19 protein-coding genes are annotated in these 19,386 nt (G+C 62.8%); 13 read left to right on the plus strand and 6 right to left on the minus strand.

All coding sequences use genetic code 11. The features are described 5' to 3' along the window. Positions 1 to 16: 16 nt before the first annotated feature. Entirely contained in the window at positions 17 to 967 is a 951-nt protein-coding gene (locus ABWK72_RS12255; protein WP_367875082.1) for a DUF1080 domain-containing protein, read from the minus strand. A gap of 206 nt (positions 968 to 1,173) precedes the next feature. After that, the gene (locus ABWK72_RS12260; RefSeq protein WP_367875083.1) at positions 1,174 to 1,914 is read right to left on the minus strand and encodes an SDR family NAD(P)-dependent oxidoreductase; all 741 of its coding nucleotides are present in this window, start codon (positions 1,912 to 1,914) and stop codon (positions 1,174 to 1,176) included. A 92-nt stretch (positions 1,915 to 2,006) separates the two neighbouring features. Between ABWK72_RS12260 and ABWK72_RS12265 the strand changes: the two genes are divergently transcribed. The 4 genes from ABWK72_RS12265 to ABWK72_RS12280 all read left to right on the plus strand — a co-directional run bounded on the left by ABWK72_RS12265 (position 2,007) and on the right by ABWK72_RS12280 (position 4,698). Continuing rightward, the gene (locus ABWK72_RS12265; RefSeq protein ID WP_367875084.1) at positions 2,007 to 2,618 is read left to right on the plus strand and encodes a TetR/AcrR family transcriptional regulator; all 612 of its coding nucleotides are present in this window, start codon (positions 2,007 to 2,009) and stop codon (positions 2,616 to 2,618) included. Between the two features lie 564 nt (positions 2,619 to 3,182). Continuing rightward, positions 3,183 to 3,791 (plus strand): hypothetical protein, encoded by a 609-nt coding sequence (locus ABWK72_RS12270; protein ID WP_367875085.1) that lies wholly within the window; start codon positions 3,183 to 3,185, stop codon positions 3,789 to 3,791. 2 nt (positions 3,792 to 3,793) lie between these two features. Beyond that, entirely contained in the window at positions 3,794 to 4,387 is a 594-nt protein-coding gene (locus ABWK72_RS12275) for a hypothetical protein (protein WP_367875086.1), read from the plus strand. Between the two features lie 2 nt (positions 4,388 to 4,389). Beyond that, positions 4,390 to 4,698 (plus strand): hypothetical protein, encoded by a 309-nt coding sequence (locus tag ABWK72_RS12280; protein WP_367875087.1) that lies wholly within the window; start codon positions 4,390 to 4,392, stop codon positions 4,696 to 4,698. Positions 4,699 to 4,836: 138 nt separating this feature from the next. Here the strand turns inward: ABWK72_RS12280 and ABWK72_RS12285 are convergent, their stop codons facing one another. Next, positions 4,837 to 5,073 carry a hypothetical protein gene (locus ABWK72_RS12285; protein ID WP_367875088.1) on the minus strand — a complete coding sequence of 79 codons (237 nt, stop codon included), beginning with the start codon at positions 5,071 to 5,073 and terminating at the stop codon, positions 4,837 to 4,839. Between ABWK72_RS12285 and ABWK72_RS12290 the strand changes: the two genes are divergently transcribed. Beyond that, positions 5,072 to 5,320 (plus strand): hypothetical protein, encoded by a 249-nt coding sequence (locus ABWK72_RS12290; RefSeq protein WP_367875089.1) that lies wholly within the window; start codon positions 5,072 to 5,074, stop codon positions 5,318 to 5,320. The genes ABWK72_RS12285 and ABWK72_RS12290 overlap by 2 nt on opposite strands. Here ABWK72_RS12290 and ABWK72_RS12295 read toward each other — a convergent pair. Together ABWK72_RS12295 and ABWK72_RS12300 are read right to left on the minus strand one after the other, a co-directional pair. After that, entirely contained in the window at positions 5,317 to 5,682 is a 366-nt protein-coding gene (locus tag ABWK72_RS12295) for a nuclear transport factor 2 family protein (protein ID WP_367875339.1), read from the minus strand. The two genes, ABWK72_RS12290 and ABWK72_RS12295, sit on opposite strands and share 4 nt — an antisense overlap. A gap of 475 nt (positions 5,683 to 6,157) precedes the next feature. Further along, a complete protein-coding gene (locus ABWK72_RS12300; RefSeq protein WP_367875090.1) occupies positions 6,158 to 6,829 on the minus strand; it encodes a DUF1080 domain-containing protein in 672 nt (223 codons plus the stop codon). A 233-nt stretch (positions 6,830 to 7,062) separates the two neighbouring features. Here ABWK72_RS12300 and ABWK72_RS12305 point away from each other — a divergent pair, with 233 nt between their 5' ends. The 7 genes from ABWK72_RS12305 (at position 7,063) to ABWK72_RS12335 (ending at position 17,694) form a co-directional block, all read left to right on the plus strand. Next, the gene (locus ABWK72_RS12305) at positions 7,063 to 10,320 is read left to right on the plus strand and encodes an efflux RND transporter permease subunit (RefSeq protein ID WP_367875091.1); all 3,258 of its coding nucleotides are present in this window, start codon (positions 7,063 to 7,065) and stop codon (positions 10,318 to 10,320) included. Between the two features lie 26 nt (positions 10,321 to 10,346). Then, positions 10,347 to 11,411 carry an efflux RND transporter periplasmic adaptor subunit gene (locus ABWK72_RS12310; protein WP_367875092.1) on the plus strand — a complete coding sequence of 355 codons (1,065 nt, stop codon included), beginning with the start codon at positions 10,347 to 10,349 and terminating at the stop codon, positions 11,409 to 11,411. A 171-nt stretch (positions 11,412 to 11,582) separates the two neighbouring features. Beyond that, positions 11,583 to 11,825 carry a phosphopantetheine-binding protein gene (locus ABWK72_RS12315; RefSeq protein ID WP_367875093.1) on the plus strand — a complete coding sequence of 81 codons (243 nt, stop codon included), beginning with the start codon at positions 11,583 to 11,585 and terminating at the stop codon, positions 11,823 to 11,825. A gap of 39 nt (positions 11,826 to 11,864) precedes the next feature. Continuing rightward, positions 11,865 to 13,181, plus strand: a complete 1,317-nt coding sequence (locus tag ABWK72_RS12320; protein ID WP_367875094.1) for a hypothetical protein — start codon at positions 11,865 to 11,867, stop codon at positions 13,179 to 13,181. A 1-nt stretch (position 13,182) separates the two neighbouring features. Then, positions 13,183 to 14,589 carry a class I adenylate-forming enzyme family protein gene (locus ABWK72_RS12325; protein WP_367875095.1) on the plus strand — a complete coding sequence of 469 codons (1,407 nt, stop codon included), beginning with the start codon at positions 13,183 to 13,185 and terminating at the stop codon, positions 14,587 to 14,589. 470 nt (positions 14,590 to 15,059) lie between these two features. After that, entirely contained in the window at positions 15,060 to 16,361 is a 1,302-nt protein-coding gene (locus ABWK72_RS12330) for a reverse transcriptase family protein (protein ID WP_367875096.1), read from the plus strand. A 46-nt stretch (positions 16,362 to 16,407) separates the two neighbouring features. Then, entirely contained in the window at positions 16,408 to 17,694 is a 1,287-nt protein-coding gene (locus ABWK72_RS12335; protein WP_367875097.1) for an NAD(P)/FAD-dependent oxidoreductase, read from the plus strand. Between the two features lie 74 nt (positions 17,695 to 17,768). Here ABWK72_RS12335 and ABWK72_RS12340 read toward each other — a convergent pair whose 3' ends face one another. Further along, the gene (locus ABWK72_RS12340) at positions 17,769 to 18,176 is read right to left on the minus strand and encodes an HIT family protein (RefSeq protein WP_367875098.1); all 408 of its coding nucleotides are present in this window, start codon (positions 18,174 to 18,176) and stop codon (positions 17,769 to 17,771) included. Between the two features lie 239 nt (positions 18,177 to 18,415). Here ABWK72_RS12340 and ABWK72_RS12345 point away from each other — a divergent pair, with 239 nt between their 5' ends. After that, on the plus strand, positions 18,416 to 19,360 hold the full coding sequence (locus ABWK72_RS12345; RefSeq protein WP_367875099.1) for a YheT family hydrolase: 945 nt from the start codon (positions 18,416 to 18,418) through the stop codon (positions 19,358 to 19,360). Positions 19,361 to 19,386: the final 26 nt, after the last annotated feature.

Consider the following 19,386-nt stretch of genomic DNA (forward strand, 5'->3'; position numbering starts at 1 on the left):
CCGGGCGAGAGCTGCGTCACTTTTTGACCAGCCAGATATTGCGGTAACGCACCGGGTTGCCGTGGTCTTGGAGAAGGAAAGGGCCGGGTTCGGCGGTGTCTTTCAGGACGGCTCCGCCGGTGGGGCCGGGAAGTTCGAGGTTCTTATGCACCACCACGCCGTTATGGGTCACGGTGACGACGGCCTTTTTCTTCTTCTCGTCCTTGTTGAACTTCGCGGCGGTGAACTCGATGTCGTAGGTTTGCCAGGTCAGGGGAGGAAAGCACATGTTCGGCGAGGGCGCGGCGGTCTGATAGATGCCAGCGCACTCGTTGTCCTTCCCTTCGAGTCCGAAGCTGTCGAGCATTTGGATCTCGTACCGCCCCTGGAGATAGAGACCGCTGTTGCCACGGCCTTGGCCGCGGGCCTTCGGCATGAAAGGGAGGCGGAACTCGATGTGGAGGGTGAAGTCACCGAAGGTTTCGGTGGTTTTGGCACCTTGGGAAAGAAGCCCGTCCGCGGCGACCTTGTCTTTGTCGAAGAGGTTGATGCCATCGCCGAAGAGGACGACTGCACCCTTGGGTGGCTTCATGCCGAGGGTGGGCGATTCGCGGTTGACGCGGGTGAGTTCGATCTCTTTCCCGGCCGGATTCTTCAGGCTGAACTTCTGGCCCGCGATCGTTCCCTCCAAATCGCTGCCGGTGAATTTGACGGTTCCGGATTCCCCGTCGCGGGTGCCCTCGCTGTGAGCGACGGAATTCCATTTTCCTTCCCAGCCCGCTCCGGGCAATCCGCGCTTGAAGGAAATCGCCTCGAACTTGCCATCGCCGAGAGCAATGACTTGAACCCCGGGGCCCTTCTGGATGGCTTTCGCGTCAAGTGCGTATTCCCCTTGAATCGCGTAATCGGGATCTGACAGTGACGGGTCGACCTCTTGGGCGAGCAGGACGGTGGAGAGCAAGGGGAGGAAAAGCAGTGCGGTTTTCATCGGGGCCTTAGCATCGTCGGTCTGGCCGGGCTTCTTCAAGGAGGAATGCCAACGGGAAAATGAAAACCACCGAACACACGGAATACACGGAACCTGGATTGCGGGCAGGAGCTGAAGCGCATACTTCGCACCCCCACTCCTTCGCTTTCCGTGTATTCCGTGTATTCCGTGGTTCTCCTTCCGAAATTCAGGATGAGCGGTGAAGCTCAGGCAATCGCACCGCCATCGACGGTGATGGTCGTGCCGGTGATCTGCTTGGCACCCGGGCCGGCGAGGAAGACGACGGCGGCGGCGATGTCCTCGGGGGTGCCGTATTGTCCGAGGGACATGGCGCTCTTCTGGGCCTCGGCACCGGGGCCGTCGGAAGGGTTCATGTCGGTATCGGTGGAGCCGGGCTGGACGAGGTTGACGGTGACGCCGTTCGGGCCGAGTTCGCGGGAGAGGCCGGCGGTCAGGGAGCGCAGCGCGGACTTGGTAGCGGAGTAAACGGTCACGCCACCGAAGGGGACGCGCTCGCCGAGACCGCTGCCGATGTTGATGATACGACCGCCGGTCGAGAGATGCGGGATGGCGGCCTGGCTGGAGAGGATGACGCCGCGGACGTTCACGTTTAGCATGGCGTCGATGTCTTCCAGGGTGATCTCCGCGAAGCTGCCTTGGCGCGCGATACCGGCGTTGTTCACCAGGATGTCCAGACCACCGAGTTCCGCGACGGTGCGGTCGATGGAGCCGCGGACCGCTTCTGGATCCGCGCTGTTCGCGGCGAAGGCCACGGCCTTGCCGCCGGCGGCCTCGATTTCCCGGACCACTTCCCCGGCCTTTTCCGCCGAGCGTTCGTAGGTGATGGCCACGCTCGCGCCTTCCGCTGCCAAGGCTTTCGCGATGGCTGCGCCGATGCCACGGCTCGCTCCCGTGACCAATGCCCGTTTTCCTTTTAGTGTGCTCATGTTACTTTTTGTATCGTTCGACACAAAATCCTTTATCCGCTTGCGGCGGCCCGTCAACCGATTTATAGATTGATCGGCACAGAAATCGAGTCATGAGCGAAAAAACCTCCACCCGCGGGCGCCCCCGTGCGTTCGACCGAACTGCCGCGCTGGACGCGGCGACGAGGGTGTTTTGGCAAAAAGGCTTCACCGCCACGTCCATGAACGACCTGTGCGAAGCCATGGGGATCGGGTCGCCGAGCCTCTATGCCGCCTTCGGCAGCAAGGAGCAGCTCTACACGGAGGCGATCCGCCACTATGGCGCACAAGGAGCCCCGCAGCTCTGCGATGCGCTGGAATCCGCGCCGACCGCGAAATTGGGCGTCGAGGCCTTTCTGCGGTTCTCGGCCCGTTCGCTTGCCTGCCCGGCGGGTCCTTCCGGCTGCATGGTCGTGCTGTCGGCGGTCGCCAGCGAAGGCGTTGCCGGATTGGCGGATATGATCGTGGAAGAACGGAAGAGATCGCTAAAGATGATCGAAGCCAGACTTCAGCGTGGGATCAAGGAGGGGGATCTTTCGCGGGAGACGAAGGTGAAGGCTCTGGCGCGGTTTTTCGTGACGGTCCAGCAAGGGATGTCGATCCAGGCGCGGGACGGGGCGAGTTCGAAGGAGTTGGATGGGGTGGCGGCTATGGCCATGGGGGCTTGGCCCGGGGGGAGACGATAGATCGGGGCATGGGGCTGCTGCTTAACCGCGGATAAACGGGAAAGGCCTCGGTCCAATTCATGAGATGCCTGCTGGCAGGAGCAGTAGTACAACCCCGATGACCTCCAAGGTTTACAGCGGAGCCATCCGATTCAATGGCGAGGCCGGGATTTTTCCACGGCGAAGTCGTCGGACTTCGAGATGATGTAATTTCCCAAGTGTTGGCAGTAGATGAACTCAGGCAAATGATCTAAGATTCGGTCGATGATTGCTTGGAGTTTTGCGAGAGCCACGGCCAAAAGCCGGACTTCCGACTTTGAACGCAACCGCGCCGTCGCCACCAAATCCACCAAGAACTCTTCCCTTCTGAACGCTCTGCCAATAGGCGGTGAAGTGCTACTTCGAGCGGCAACGCGCGCTGTCGAAAGAGACTCCATTCACTTCGCTCCGATTCAAAATTCAAGCACCCAATCCCTTCGATACGCGCAATCGCCAGCTAAGGAATTCGTCTTTGCAGTCGAATTCCGTGCTAGACGGTGAGCAGGGTGCTAGGTTCTCTCCCAAGCCATACCACTGCGATGCATCATGCCGATTGAATTTCCAAATTTGAGCGACTCACCTCTTTGCGGGATGGTTGCTTGTGCTTCGGTGTGCACAGACCAAGCGGAGCAGAAAAAATGGCTAGCAGAGCAGCGTCAGAAGATTGCTATCTTCAAAAGAGGGACTGTTGCACATTTTGTGCGGTTCACCACGGGCGGCCAGAAGAAGAATCACTTTCACGTAGAAGTGGCGCGAAAAGAGATGTTTCCGGCCGACCGACAACCGAAGGCCCTGAATAAGTTATCGGAAATTGTAGGCGACATCGAGGAAATGATGAGCCAGAAACTCCATCTCTCATTGAATGGCAACTTCATCGTTCCTTACGATAACCTGCCCCGAACAGGTCCTATACGATTACTCTCTGAACAGGCGGATGTCGCGGGCACGTCCATAAAACTAGTCAGCGGGGTCTTCGAGGTTTCCGGTTCCCGAATTAAGAATGTAGGTTGGGAGAGAAAAGAAAGCGTTGTACATATTTCCCTGAGAGCAACCCTAAGCCAAGTTGTTTCGGAAACTTACTTGTTAGAAGGCCAAGTCATGCTTGAACGATTTTTCAAGGTATTAATTCTTAACCAAGCCCCCCTTGCCTCTTAATCATGAGTGCGTCACCGAGAGAGCATCACGAAGAAGGTGTTTACGAGTGGCAGACAGAGCAGCCCTCCGCCTTCGTTGGCCAAAGTACGGATCCTTCGGGTCGGGGATTGTGCCGTTTCGTATGGAAACAAGACAAATTCGCTTCAGCCAAACCGTCCGGCCCTGCTTTGGAAGAAGAAGACCGTCAACGCCTCTTTAAAACACTCGCTTCTTTCTCTGATCTGATCGAAGAAAAAGTGCATAACGACCTCCGGTTGGGAGTGTTGGAAAAAGTGGTCGTGGAATTGAGCGCCAGGGTTACAGAGCTGTCATCCTTGCAGCCCATCACGGTTGAAGTAAGAACGTTTGCACCCGAACCCTATCGAGCCAAAACCAGCCTGGCTATTTGTGTTCAGCCAAGCGCCGATGAATTCACCGCCACCTATTTTGATGCGGGCATGTCCGCCACGGGTGATACTCCGACAGAAGCCGTGGAAAATCTTAAGGATCTCATTATTAGCGCATTCGAAAGATATGGCACGATGGATATAAAAAAGCTTGGCCCAGCCCTTCAGAAGAGGCTTGCGGTTCTCAATCAAGTAATTGAAGCTCTTTAGCTATGGCGACGATCATAACCAAGCAACATGCTGAAAAGATCGCGAAAAAATTGGGCGCAAAATATTTCGAAGGAAAAGCCCACACCATTGCACAAATATTTGAGGACGGTGTTCTTGTGGCGGAATTTGGGATTCGTCGCGGCTCCCAACGAGATCAAGGCCATGACCATGTTCAAAGCGATCTTTATCTTAACGGAAACAATGCGAAACTCTTAGCTAATTGCCCGCTTACGCGAGCTAAGTGGGTGGAGATAATGAAGGAAAAAGGAGTTATTGCAAGTGACCTAGATGAATTGAACGAATCTAGTTAGCCGTCTCCTACAATCTAATTTTTCTCGGTGGGACAGCCCCTCTCGGCGCTTCGATGGCGTCGATCCTTGAATCTTGGGAGGTGGCCCGGCGCACCGGGTATCTAGCAAACGCCCGGATCTCGTCGGCAGGATTCCCCCTCAGTTCTCCTGATCCTTTGGCAGCACGGTGTCCGGGATCACGATCTGCTGTCCATCCAGGCGAGGCGAGCCGCTTTCCACTTTCGGATCCCGCGCGCCCTTCGGGATCTCCGGCGGCGTGGCCTTCTCCTTTTCCTTTTCCACTTCGGTGCCGGTATCCTTCTCCTTTTTCTTTTCCTGGGTCTCTGCGTAGCGGGAGGCCCAGCCCTTGTTCCGGCCTTCGCTGGCTTTCGTCATGCGGAACCCGTCATTCGACTTGCCCCAGACCGATTTCGATTTCGATGAGGCGCAGCCCGTCACTGCGCAAGACACCACGAAAGCCATCAACAAGCTCGGCAAGTTCATGTCCACAGCGTGGCAGATTGTGTCGCAAAAGGAAGGCCGGGCTTTCCCCTCCGGTCGCGCCCGGCAGCCGCGTTACTTCCCCGATGCGCTTTCCCGGCTCCGCGTAGAGATCATCGCCGCGGTTGTGGCGGCGGATTAGGCATTGGGGGCCGGCGATGGGAGTGGAGCGACTTCCATGGCCTGGATCAAACCATGGGCGAGGGTGAAGCGATGGCCGACGTGGTCATCGGCGAGGACGGTTCCGGCGAGGTCGCGGACGACCTGGTGAACTTCGACCAGGATGCGATCGGCGTCTTCCGGGTAGAAGGCCACCGGCTCGACGTGCGGGTCGATCTCGCTCCACTGCTCGGTCCAGTAGGCGCGAACTTCTTCGGGGCCGCGGACGAAGCCGCCCTTGAACGCCTTCGGCCAAGCGACGTCGGAGGTCATGGTGACGAGGGCGGCGTCGATGTCCCGGGCGTTGAAGGCGGTGTAGGCGGCGCGGAGCAGTTCGATTCCGATGCGGGTGGAGTTGCCATGGGCGGAGTGGTGATGGGTATGGAGGAGGCCTAACAGTGTGGCTTTCGCACCTTGGCTATGGATGCGCGGGTGCTTTGGTCGGTCGAGTCATTCAAAATTCGGGAGCCGGCCCAAGGATTGAGGCTGTCACGACGACGGGGTGGCAGCGCTTCGCCGTTTCAGGGTATTGGGCATGGAGGGGATCGTGTGGAGAACGGCGTTCACCGGCTGCGTGCCCGCTAGTAAGCGATGTGATGGGGACCATTCTGCCGGGCAGTGCCCGGCGCTCCCGGTGGGGCCGTCCTTGGGAGTGGGCTGTTAGGGACCGCTCGGCCGGGCAGTGCCCGGCGCTCCCAGTGGGGCTGTCCTTGGAGGCCGGCTGTTAGGGACCGTTCTGCGGGCCGGAGGCTCCGCGCCGCCGGCGTTGGAGGCGTCCGTGTGGGGTGGCCTGTAGTGGGTTACGGCACTTGCGATTCGCTTAGCGCACGGGCTCGAGTTCGACTTTGCGGAACTCGACTTCGGTGCCTTCGGCTTGGAGGGCGATCTTGCCTTTCTGGGCGGTGCACTTGGTGCCGGCGTTTACTTCGGTGCCGTTCACTTGGACGGTGATGGTGTCCTGCTTGCAGGTGATGACCATGGTGTTCCACTCGCCGAGGGGCTTTTCGGAGTCGTCGGTGAGGTTCTTGATGTTGCGGGCGTCGTCGGGTCCGCCGCCGAATTTCTGGCCTTCCTTGTGGGGGCGGCGCTTGTCCATGTCCGGGACTTCGATGTTCTCGCCGATGCACCAGAAGTCGCCGGCATTGCCGGACTGCATCTGGACCTCGACCGACTTCGGGAACATCTTGTAGAGCATGCGCGGGGTCGAGCTGTGGACTAGGACGCCGCAGTTGCCGCCCTTGTCCGGGAAGCGGTATTCGACGGTCAGGCGGTAGTTCGCGTATTCCTTCTCGGTGATCAGGTGGCCGAGGGGCTTGCCGAGCGAGACCAGCTTGCCCTCGCGGACCATGAAGCTGGGGGAGATGTCGGGTTTGCCGTCGGCTTCGGGGACATCGGCCTTCCAGCCGCTGAGGTCCTTGCCATTGAAAAGAGCCTCGGGCTCGGCGGTGGCGGAGAGGACGAGGAGGGGCAAAATCGCGAGGATGGGTTTCATATGAGGATCGATCTACGGGGTTCTACGTGCCTCGGAGCATCGTTCCCCCATGCTTCGCGTTTCAAACCAAAAAAAGTTGAGACGTTTGATGGTTATCGAACCATGCTGGCCCGGATCGCGCTGCCGGGGAAATGCCGGTGGGCCGGATGAAATCGGGAATATCGACTGCCCCGAAGCCATCCCGGTGATCGTCAAATCATGCTCCCCCCGCGGAGCACGGGACTCCGAAAGTCATGTGGATCGTTCTCTTCGCACTCCGTTACAAGTATACCATCGGCGTCCTCGGCATTTTGATCCTGCTCTTCGGGATCATGTCGGCGCGCAAGATGTCGACCGACATCCTGCCCAAGGTCGATAGCCCCGAGGTCACGCTGGTCTGGTCCTACAACGGCCTGAATGCGGCCGAGATGGCGGCGAAGATCTCGTCCTTCTCCGAAATCGCCACGATGAACAGCGTGGACGACCTGCTGGAAGTCCGCTCGGAGACGTCCAACGGCGTGGCGCTGGTGAAACTGAAGTTCCAGTCCTACGTGGACATCAATTCGGCACTGACCCAGGCGACCTCGGTCTCGCAGACGATCCTGCGGCGGATGCCGGCGGGCACGACGCCGCCGCTGATCATCCGCACCAGTCCTTCGAGCGTGCCGATCATCCAGTTAGTGATTTCGTCCGATTCGAAGACCGGTGGCGAGCTCTACGACTACGCGCGGCTGGCGCTGCGCTCGCAACTGCAGAGCGTGCCGGGAATGCGGATCACGCTGCCCTACGGCGGTGCCGCGCGGCAGGTGATGGTGGATCTCGATCCGGAGGCGCTCAATGCCTTCGACCTTTCTGCAGCAGAAGTCAGCGCGGCGGTGGGCCGGCAGAACCTGACGCTGCCTTCCGGCTCGATCCGCGAAGGAGGCCGCGAGCTGCCCGTGGAACTCAATGCCAGCCCGGAGAACATCCAGGGTTTCCTCGATCTGCCGATCCGCTCCTCCGAGGGCCGGACGATCATGCTGCGCGATGTGGCCAACGTCCGCGACGGCGAGGCGGTGAGTTCTAACATCGCGCGTCTCAACGGCCAGAACGCGGTGATGATTTCGATCCTCAAGCTGGGGAACGCCTCCACGGTGGACATCATCGACGGGATCATGGACCGCATGGACGATGTCCGGAAGGCGGCTCCTCCGGGGATGGTCATCGAGCCGATCTTCGACCAATCGATCTTCGTGCGCGCGGCGGTGACGGGTGTTGAGCATGAGATCATGCTGGTGGGCGGCCTGGTGGCGGCGGTGGTGCTGCTCTTCCTCGGTTCCTGGCGCTCGACGGCGATCGTGCTGACTTCGATCCCGCTGGCCCTGCTGTGCTCGATCGTGGGACTGAAACTGGCGGGTGCGACCTTCAACCTGATGACCCTCGGCGGCCTTTCGCTGGCGATCGGCATCCTGGTGGACAACGCGCTAGTCGAGATCGAGAACATCAAGCGCCACATCGCCCTCGGCAAGAGCGTGAACCAGGCGATCATCGATGGCGCGAGGGAGGTGGCTTTCCCGGAGTTCGTTTCCACGATCTCGATCTGTATCGTCTTCCTGCCGATCTTCCTGCTGAGCGGCACGGCTTCCTTCGTCTTCCGGCCGCTGGCGCTGGCGGTGGTGTTCGCGATGATCGCGAGCTACCTGCTGGCACGGACCCTGGTGCCGACCCTGGCCTCGATCATCCTGCCTGCTGAAGCGCGGGCGGAGGCCAAAGCCAAAGCGGCGGGCAAGGGACCGCGCGGCTTGGGCCTGATTCATCACGGGATCGAGCACGGCGTGGACAAGCTGGCCGCCGTGCAGGGCCGGATCCTGAAATTCCTGATGCGCTGGAAGGTGCTGATCCTGGTCCCGATCCTGGCCGCGATGGCGATCGGCGTCTTTTCCGGGCTGCATTCCGGGCGTGAGTTCTTCCCGAAAACCGATGCGGGGCTGATCCGTCTCTTCGTGCGCATCCCGAGCGGCATCCGCGTGGAGGACACCGCGCGGGAGATGGCGGAGATCCAGCGCGAGATCCGCCAGATCATCCCTGCGAATGAACTGCAGTTCGTGGTCGAGAACATCGGCGCGCCAGTCTCCATCAACCAGGCCTACGTCGAGACTACCTCGATCAGCTCCGCGGACGGCGAGATCCTGGTGCAGCTCCACGGCGACCACGGGCCGAGCGTGGGCTACGAGCGGAAGATCCGCGCCATGATGGCGGAGAAGTTTCCCGAGGTGCAGTCCTTCTTCCGGCCGGCGGATGCGACCAGCCAGACCTTGGCCTCGGGTGCTCCCACGACTTTCGAGGTCCGCTTCACCGGCCGCGACATCCCGGGCAATCTGGCGCTGGCCAAGGAGCTGAAGGAGAAGTTGAACAAGGTCCCGGGAGCGGTGGACGTGACCCTGCGCGAAGTGCTCGATCAACCCGGCTACGCGATCCGGGTGGACCGTGCGCGTGCCGCGACCTTCGGCATCGTGCAGCAGGATGTGGCGAACTCGATGCTCGCGGCGCTCGGCAGCGGCGGCTCGGTGGCCCCGAACTATTGGTCCGACCCGGCGACCGGCGCGTCCTACGACGTCCAGGTGATCGCCCCGCCATCGACGCTCAATTCGGTGGAGCAATTGCTGAACCTGCCGGTGAAGCCTTCGGTCGGCGTGGCGACCTCGGTGCCGCTGCGGGCCTTCGCGACAGTGGTGGAGAAGCGCGCGCCGGCCAGCGTCTCGCGGACAACCTTGGCACCGACTTTCACGGTGGTGGCGAATGCCGATGGCCGTGACCTCGGCAGCCTGACCACCGAGATCCAGGGAATCATCGGGAAGGAAGCGGTGCCCGCCAATCCTTCCAAGAACCAGGAGGCGCAGGCGGCCACGGGGCTGCGGGCCCAGCAGAAGCCGCCGAACAAGATCGAGCTGGCCGGTCAGGCCGCGCTGATGACTTCCGCGTATTCGGAGCTGATCGGCGGTCTCGGCTTGGCGGCGGTGCTGGTTTTCCTGGTGATGGTGGTGAATTTCCAATCCTGGACCCTGCCCTTCGTCGCCATCAGCGGCCTGCCGGTGGCGGTGTCCGGTGCGCTCTTCGGGCTGTGGGTGACCGGCACGCCGCTGAGCGTGCCCGCGCTGATGGGCGTGATCATGGTGGTCGGCGTTTCGACGGCGAACAGCGTGCTGGTCAGCAGCTTCGCCCGCGACCGTTTCGATCAAGGCGAAAGCGCCATGGACGCGGCGATCGAGGCGGCGACGACCCGCCTGCGGCCGGTGATGATGACCGCGCTGGCGATGATCCTGGGCGTGATCCCGATGGCACTCGGCCATGCCGAGGGCGGCGAGCAGAACGCCCCGCTGGGCCGCGCGGTGATCGGCGGCCTGGTCTTCGGCACGATGGCCTCGCTATTCGTGGTGCCGATCGCCTTCGCCTTCATCCGGGGCATGACCAAGAGGACCGTCCGCGAGGAAGAACCCATTGTGGAATCCCCCGCCCTGCCCGAAGCTTCCTGAATCTCCAATTCTCACCTGTTTTTGTTATGATCCATCGTTTGCTTCCCTTGCTGCTGCTCGCTGCCGCAGCCGCCCAGGATCCCGCTGCCGTGCGGACCGTCTCGCCGAAACCCGCGGAGGCGGCGCGTTCCTTCGACCTGCCGGGCCGGACCGAGCCGGTCGAGCAGGCGCGCATCTTCTCCCGCGCCACCGGCACCGTGAGGGAGCGGCCGGTGGATATCGGAGACCGGGTGCAGGAAGGCGACGTCATGGCGGTGATCGACATCCCGGAGATCGACCGCGAGTTGGAGTCCGCGAAGGCCGCCGTCGATCAAGCCCTTGCCCGCTCGGATATCGCGCGCAGCACGGCCAAGCGCTCGGCCGGGCTGGCAGAGGCGCGGGCGGTATCGCAGGAAATTTCCGAGCAGCGCGAGGCTTCCGCCGCCGAGCTGGAAGCCGCGGTGCGGATGGCCCGCGCGGAGGTCGGGCGGCTTGAGGAATTGCAGAAGTTCGCGGTGGTGAAAGCGCCTTTCAAGGGCACGGTGATCGACCGCCGGATCGACCGCGGGGATTTCGTGCGCGGCGACTCGGCCACGACCGCCGAGTGGGCCTTCCACCTGGCGCGGATCAACCAGCTCCGCTTCGCGGTGGCGGCCACGCCGGACATCGCGCTGCGCCTGACGGCGGACACGGAAGCCGCGGTGCGCTTCCCGGAACTGCCGGGCCGGGCCTTCCCGGCGAAGGTCACGCGCGCCAGCAACGCCTTCAGCACGACCAGCGGCACGATGCGGGTCGAGCTGCTGCTGGAGAATCCCGACTTCGCCCTGCCCTCCGGGTTGACCGGCACCGTGGCCTTCAAGCTCGCACCGGCCCCCGGCACCTACCTTCTGCCCAACAACGCCCTGATCCTGCGCGACGGAAAGTCGCTGGTGGCCTTGGTGGATCAGGGGAAGGTGAAGTTCATCGACGTGCTGCCCGGTCGCAATCTGGGCCCACAGATGGAGGTGACCTCGGCGGCGCTGAAGCCCGACAGCCTGGTGATCGTGAGCCTAAATGCCATGATCAAGGAGGGCGATGCGGTGAATCCGAGCGCGCTGGTGGCGGGGAAGTGATTGCTTCACTCCGAAATTCGGGGCTTAGGGCTACTCCACTTTACTCCAGTATCTCTATGTACTGGGGTAAAGTGGAGTAGCCTGCCCCCCGAAAACGAGCTCGGGAAAAGCGGAGCATCGCAGCAAGGGGTTGAACCCGGCGGAGATCTGCCTATCTTCGGGCTGCGCCGCATGGAACACGATTTGCTCGAACTGATCCGAACCGACGTGTTAGACACGGCGGAACCGCTGACCCCGCAGAGCGACCTTTTCGCGGCGGGACTGGATTCGATGGGAATCATGCAACTGCTACTGGCGATCGAAGACCGTTTCGGCGTGGCGATGGACCCGGCCGACCTGTCGCGGGAGAATTTCTCGACCGCGGAAAAGATCGCCGTGCTGGTGGCGGAAAAGAAGGGTGCAGCAATCCCTTGAATTGACGTGGTGCCGGCCGAATCCCCAACCGCCAGCCCTTTGCGCACGACCTGTAGCGACGGCTTCCTGCTAGGCTTGGAAAGCCTGATGCGGCGGAGCGGGCAAGGCCGTCATCTGGCGGCGACGGTGCTGGAGTGCGAAGGCAGGCCCGACCTCGCCGAGATCCGCAGGATTGCGGAGGCGATGGGGACGCGGCATCCGATTCTCCATGCGAGGAATTCCCGGGGAGGAGACTGGATTGCACGCTGGCGGACCGATGAGGCGAAGCCGGCCCCGGTGCCGGTGCAGTGCTGGCGACTCACTGGCGTGGAGGGTGAGGGTGAGGAAATTTCTTCGCTGGAGGAGTGGATCGGCGGGCAGTTGAACGGGGATGGAATCGACATTCACGCGCCCGGGCCGAACTTGGTTTTCCACGTGGTGGCGACCTCGCCGGCGAGCTGGACCTTCGTGCTGGTATGGAGCCACTCGCTGCTGGATGCGGTGGGGATGATGAAGTTCCTGCAGCAGCTCGCGGCGCTTTCGACGGCAGGCGCATTGCCGGATCCTGACCATGAGGAGGATGTGGCGACGCCGGCGGTGCCGGAACTCTACCGGCTGGCGCACCCGATGATCGAGGAGATGCGGCGTTTCCCCTCCTGGAAGATCCGCTCGCTGCATCGCCGGGGGAGCAAGCCGGGCACGAGCCGCTTCTATTTGGGGAAGTTCGATGAGGAGGCGACGGCGGTGGTCCGCGCGAAGATGGCGCAGACCGCGGGGGGGCTACTACTTTTCCCGTATTTCGCGGTGTGTGCATCGCGCGCGGTGCAAGCGGTGATCGCCGCACGGCATCCGGAAGAGCGGATCGCCATTCTGCTGACCCTGCCGGTGCAGCGGCAGAGCGATCCAGCGAAGCGCCCGCTCTTCCGCAACCACATGATCCCCTACACGGTGCTGCTGGAGCCCGATGAGCTGGGAGAATTGAAGGGTGCCGCGCGCGGGCTCTACCGCAAGTATGCGGACTTCATGCGGCGGAAGCTGCCCGGCTCGATGCACGCGCTGATGCAGATGATGGAGCGCTGCCCCTCCCGCTTCTACAATGTGCCGGCCTTCCTCTACATGCGGGGTGAAATCTGCAGCCTCTTCCATTCTCACACGGGAGAGTTCGTGCCGGGGGTGGAGAGGATCTTCGGCAGCCGAATCGTGAACGGCTATCATGTGCCTTCGGTGAGCTCGCCGCCGGGAATCGGGATTTTCTTCTCCGAGCATCAGGGACTGCTGACGCTGACGATTTCCTGGAAGGACGGCTGTATGTCGCCGCTGGAACTGGATTTGATGAAGCAGACGCTGAGCGAAGACCTGGGAGTGCCCGTGCCGTAACGTGAACCTGATCGAAGAAATCGCCCGCCGCCACGATCCCGCAATGATTGCAATCGTCAGCGGCGAGATGCGCGCGAGCCATGGCGATCTCTTCGGCGAGGCGGAGCGGATCGCGGAAGTGTTGAGGGCGCACAATCGCTTCGGGCGGATCCCGCGGGTAGGCCTGCAGTGTTCGAACGGCTTGAGCTACATCGTGCTCTCGATGGGGATCCTGCTAGGCGGTGGCTGCCTGGTGCCGCTAGCCGAGGAATTGACCGATGCGGAGCGCTCCGAGATCGTGGACATCACCGCGCTCGACCTGATCGTGGCGACGGCGGATCTGCCGTGGCATGGGCCGGAGGAGGTGATCGCGGAGTTCTCTAACATCGGGGCGAGTTGGAAGCTGCATCTGTGCCGCTTCAAAACCCCGCGCTTTCCGGAGGAGGAATTCCAGAAGCTGAATCCGGCTTTCATTCGCTTCAGCTCGGGAACGACGGGGACGAGCAAGGGCGTGGTGCTCTCGCACGAGACGCTGCTGGCACGGATCAGTGCGGCCAACGAGGGCTTGCAGATCGGGCCGGAGGACCGGGTGCTATGGATGCTGCCGATGGCGCATCACTTCGCGGTCTCGATCGTGCTCTATCTCTATTTCGGCGCGACGACGGTGCTGGAGCATTCGCCGCTGCGGGAGGACATCCTGGCCACGGCGGAGAAGAGCGCGGCGACGGTGATCTATGGCTCTCCCTTCCACTTCGCGATGCTTGCGGGGGATCGCGGTGATTTCATGTGGCCGACGCTGCGGCTGGCGGTGGCGACTGCGGCGGCGCTGCCGGAGACGACGGCGCGGGCTTTTGATGCTCGATTCGGCAAGCCGCTGCACCAAGGCCTGGGGATTATCGAGGTGGGGCTGTCCGTGTTGAATCTGGTGGCGGCGCGGGAGAAGCCGGAGGCGCTGGGGCGGCCGATGTCGGCTTATGATGTGGAATTGTCGGACGAAGGTGAATTCCGGGTGCGCGGGCCGGGCTTGTTAGATGCCTACCTGGTGCCTTGGGATGCTGCTCCGTTGGAGGATGGCTGGTTCGCAAGCGGGGATCTGGTGCGGCGCGATGCTGATGGCGATCTGTTCCTGATGGGGCGGAAGAAGTCGGTGATCAACGTGGCGGGGATGAAGGTTTTTCCGGAAGAGGTGGAGCGGGTGCTGAACGGGCATCCGGGGGTAACGCGCTGCCGAGTGATCGGGCGGGATCATCCGCAGATGGGACAGGTGCCGGTGGCGGAGATCATTCCTGTTGATGCGGCGTCGCCGCCGAAGCCGGTGGAATTGCAGCGTTTTTGCAAGCAGGTGCTGTCGGCTTACAAGGTGCCGATGGTGTTCAAGGTGGTGGAGGTTTTGCCGTTGACGGCTTCCGGGAAGGTGAAGCGGGTTTGAGACCTGCCCGTTACCCACATTTCCGTGATGCTTCACGGACGGCTCTCCCGCTGGGAGCGCGGAGCCACCGGCCCGCAGAAGCAGCCTTGGTTGCCCCGCATTCTCGCGGTGCTTACGGATAGAGCTGTCGCTTTGCTGCAAGCCCCTCCTGCACCCGGAGCCGCTTGGACCATTCTGCGGGCCGGAGGCTCCTCGCTCCCAGCGGTAGAGCCGTCCTTTCTACAGGACGGGAAGCTTTGACGGATCTCGCGCGGGGAGCTTAGCCTGCAGCCAGCGAATTGCGGGGAGGCTCGTGCTCCAAGCCGGCCGTGTGGAAATCATGCGGCCTCTCCGGGGTTACCCCGGGGGATCGACAAACCGAGGCATCACGAGGCGAGGGCCCCATCACGCGAGCGCGTGAAAATGCCCGCGCCGGACAGGACGCGTTGGGGTGCGATGTCTTCCCGCATTCGCCTTCTTCCGCCCGTCCAATGCCCTCGCGAGCCCACCATATCCGCCGTCTAGCGACAGCCTTCGCTGCCGGGCCGATGGATGATCCCGTGGTACTGATGGAGCGGGCGGGGCCGTTGGTGGGACCGCTTTCGAAAGCGCGCTGGCTGGCGCCGCTGGCCAAGGCCTTGTGCGTGGAATTCGCCGGAGCCCCGCGACCCGTCCTGTGGGAGATCGGCGAGCGGATCGGCAACCATGAGCCCTATGCGAAAGCATGGAGCGCCGGACGCGGCAGGATCGCGATTGCCATGACCGAGCCGCAGATGGCTCCGGCGGCGGGTGCGCCACGGACTTGGAACCTTCCGGAGATCCCGACAATGGGAGAGCTTTGCGAAGTGCTGGGCTTGCACGCGGATGATCTGGGCTGGCTGATCGCGCGAGGCCAGGCGGAGCACTACATCCATCGCTGGCATGCGAAGCCGAAGAGCGGGCGCTTCCGCTTGATCGAGAGCCCGAAGGCCCTGCTGAAACACGCCCAGCGTGGAGTGCTGCGCAAGATCCTGCATCCGATCCCGCCGCACGAGGGGGCGCGGGGCTTCCGGGAGCGCTGCTCGGTGCGGGACTTCGTGGAACCGCACACGGGCAAGGAACTGGTCGTGCGCTTCGATTTGGAGGATTTTTTCCCATCCATCTCCGCGGCGCGGGTGCTGCGGATCTTCCTGACCGCGGGTTATCCGGAGACAGTGGCGCAGGCGCTGACCCGGCTGACCACGCATGCCACGCCGCATGCCGTGTTAGAAGGGCAGCCGCTCGCTTGGGCCGAACGCCGGCGGCTCGCGACGCCGCATTTGCCGCAGGGCGCACCGACCTCTCCGGCCCTGGCGAATCTTGCGGCCTTCCATCTGGATTGCCGCCTGAGCCGGCTCGCGAAGGCATGCGGGGCGGAGTATACGCGCTATGCCGATGATCTGTTATTTTCGGGCGGAGAGGAGTTCGCGAGGCGGTCCCGGCGCTTCGAAGCGACGGTGGGCGCGATTCTCATCGAGGAAGCATTTCATCCGAACCACCACAAGACGCGGATCCTGCGGCAGGGTCAGAAGCAGCACGCGGCGGGGCTGGTGCTGAACGAAAAGCCGAACATCGACCGTGGTGAATTCGACCGGCTGAAGGCGATCCTGACAAACTGCGCGCGGCTCGGTCCGGCATCGCAGAACCGGGATGGGCATGCGGACTTCGCCGCGCATTTGCAGGGCAAGCTGGCGTGGGTACGGTTTATTAATCCGGGCAAAGCGGCGAAGCTGCACGCGATTTACGAGAGGGTCGACTGGGAGCGGGCCGAATGAAGATTGCGGCAGGGCGCGCGCCGGGCAAAACTCCTGCCGCCACCTGATGACACCCGATCTCGCCATTCTCGGAGCCGGTCCTGCAGGCTCGACGCTAGCCGCCCTGCTCGCCCAACGCGGCTTCAAGGTGCTGGTATTCGACGATGAGAAGCGGCCGGAACTGCTAGTGGGCGAGTCGCTGGTGCCGGCGACGGTGCCGGTGATGCGCCGCCTGGGGATCGAGGAGCGGGTGAAGGCCTACTCCCAGCACAAGCCGGGGGTGAGCTTCCTGCACCGCCACGGGACGCGGATCGATTTCAATTTCGGGCCGATCGCGAAGTGGCTGCCTGCGTATGCCTACAACATCCCGCGACCGCAGTTCGACGACACGCTGCGGGAACGGGCAGAGGAACTGGGCGTGAAATTTTCCAAGCAGCGCGCGGCGGTGGAGAAGGGCGAGGACGATCGGGAGATCCAGCTGACGGCGAAGACTTTGGAGAGAGCCGGTCTAACAGGGCATCCGAAGCTTCTGATCGACGCCACGGGCCGGGCGCGAACCTTTGCGCGGGCGCTGGGGATCGGCGCGAAGTCCGGGGATCGTACCGATGTGGCCTACTTTGCACACTACGAGGGCTTCGAGCACGACTTCCCGCCGGCGGGGCAGGTGGTGATCACGATCCTGGATCACGGCTGGAGCTGGCGAATTCCCCTGCCGGGCCGGCTGTCGGTGGGCATCGTGGTGCACAAGGACGCGGCCAAGGAATGGGGCAGCACTCCGGAACAGCGGCTGGAATATGCCATCCATCACGAGCCGCTGCTGAAGGAGCACGCGAAGAACGCGCGGCGGGTGACGCCGGTGATGACCTATACGAACTACCAACTGGTCTCCGACCGCGGCCACGGTCCGGGCTGGGCGGCCTGCGGGGATTCCTTCGGCTTCGTGGACCCGATGCTCTCGCCGGGGCTGTTCATGGCGCTGGAGTCGGCGCGGCTTTTCGAGGAGCACGTTTTTGCCAGAGGTCCGGGGGTGTTAGACCGGCCGGAGGAGCTGGCGGCGGGCTTCGCGCTGGCGGAGGCGGAGCTCCACGATTGGCACGAAAGCTGGCGCGAATTGATCCGGCACTTCTACGATGGCGGCATCTTCTCGCTCTATGAGACGGGGACGAAGTTCTCCGCGAAGTTCAAGGGCTGGCCGGGGATCGGCTTCATCGAGCGGCACATGACCAAACACATCGCATCGATGGCTTCCGGGGCCTTCACGCGGCGGAAGTATAGCCGCGGGCTGGTGAAGTTCATGCGGCAGTACATGATGCACGATTGCCGACCGCCGGAGGACTACGCGGTGCTGCCGTGACGCATCGCGGCGGGCCGCCGCAATCACGGCCTGCCGCGGGCCGTGGCAGCCACTGTTTCAGATGCCCTGCCAGACTAGGCAAGCCAAGCATACCAGGCCGCGCGGATGGCGTCCACGGCATCGGGGGCGTAGGCTTCCTTCCCTTCATGGGACCAGACGACTCCGGGCCAGGCCGGGTCTTCCGGAGAGCGGCCGACGATATGGATGTGCATCTGGCGGACCTGGTTGCCGATGCAGGCGACGTTCAGCTTGTCCGGCTGGAAGTGGTGCGCCACGAATTGCGAGATCTCGCGGATGAGGCCGGTGACTTCCTGATAACGGGTGAGATCGAGCTGGTGGAGGTCCTCGATCGCCTCATCGACCTCGGGCACGATGATGAACCACGGGAAGAGCGCGTTGTTCTTCAGCAGCACCCGGCAGCGATGGCGGGTCCCGAGTTCAAAGCCGCCGGCGGCGAGGCGCGGATGGAGGACGAAGGACATGCGGGATGCATGGCAACCAGTAAGGCACTAGGCAAGCCCGCCGGGAAGCCACCTGTTGTTCTTCCACACACCGGTCCCTCATGCGGGCCAAAGGAATGAACCGCGAAATAACGCGAAAAGCGCGAAACCTGGAACAGCCGGAAGGAGACAATACCGCCAACGATGGAACTTGGAGCGGCGAACTTGTGTATAGCGATCATGCCCTTGCCCGGGGTCCGGTCGCCCCGTAGATTCCCGCCGTGCCGCTACTGGAGTCTAAATACCGTGCGCCCGGGTTCCTGCCGGGCGGGCACTTGCAGACGATCCATCCGGCGCTTTTCCGCAGGGTGCGGCGGGTCACAACGCGGCGCGAGCGGTTGGAGTTGGCGGACGGTGATTTCCTCGATCTGGATTGGGCGGGCGGTGGCGGTGAGAAATTGGTGATTCTCTCGCACGGGCTCGAAGCGAGTTCGGCAGCTCCCTATATCCAGGGGATGGCCGCGGCGCTGCATCGCCGCGGCTGGGACGTGCTGGCGTGGAATTACCGTGGCTGTAGCGGCGAGCCGAACCGGCTGCTGCCGTTTTACCACAGCGGCGCAAGCGGCGATCTGCACCATGTAGTCTGTCATGCGCTGGCGGTGCATCCGGCAGCGCGGATCGATCTCGTCGGCTTCAGCCTGGGCGGGAACATGACCCTGAAATATCTCGGTGAGCGCGAGGTGGATCCGCGGCTGCACCGTGCGGTCGCTTTCTCGGTGCCCTGCAATCTGGCCTGCTCTTCCGAGCAGCTTTCGCGGCGCGTGAATCGGCTCTACATGGACCGCTTCCTGCGCTGCCTGCGGCGGAAGCTGGTGGCGAAGAAGCCGAGCTTCCCGGACGAGATCGATCTGAGCGGGATCGGGCAGGTGCGCAATTTCCGGCAGTTCGACGACCGCTTCACCGCGCCGCTGCACGGCTTCCGTGATGCGGAAGACTACTGGGCGCGAGCGAGTTCGCGGCCATTTCTCGGTCGGATCCGGATTCCCGCGCTGCTGGTGAATGCGGAGAATGATCCCTTTCTCGGGCCGGGCTGCTTTCCGCGGGAAGAGGCGGAGGCCAGCGAGCTCTTCCATCTGGAAGCGCCCGCGGATGGCGGTCACGTGGGATTCTCGTCCGGGCGCGGCGAGTATTGGTCCGAACAGCGAGCGGCGGAGTTTCTCGCCTGAGCGATCGGAACTTTGCCAAGCGGCGA

This window comes from Luteolibacter sp. Populi (genome assembly GCF_040801775.1).
Classification (GTDB): domain Bacteria; phylum Verrucomicrobiota; class Verrucomicrobiia; order Verrucomicrobiales; family Akkermansiaceae; genus Haloferula.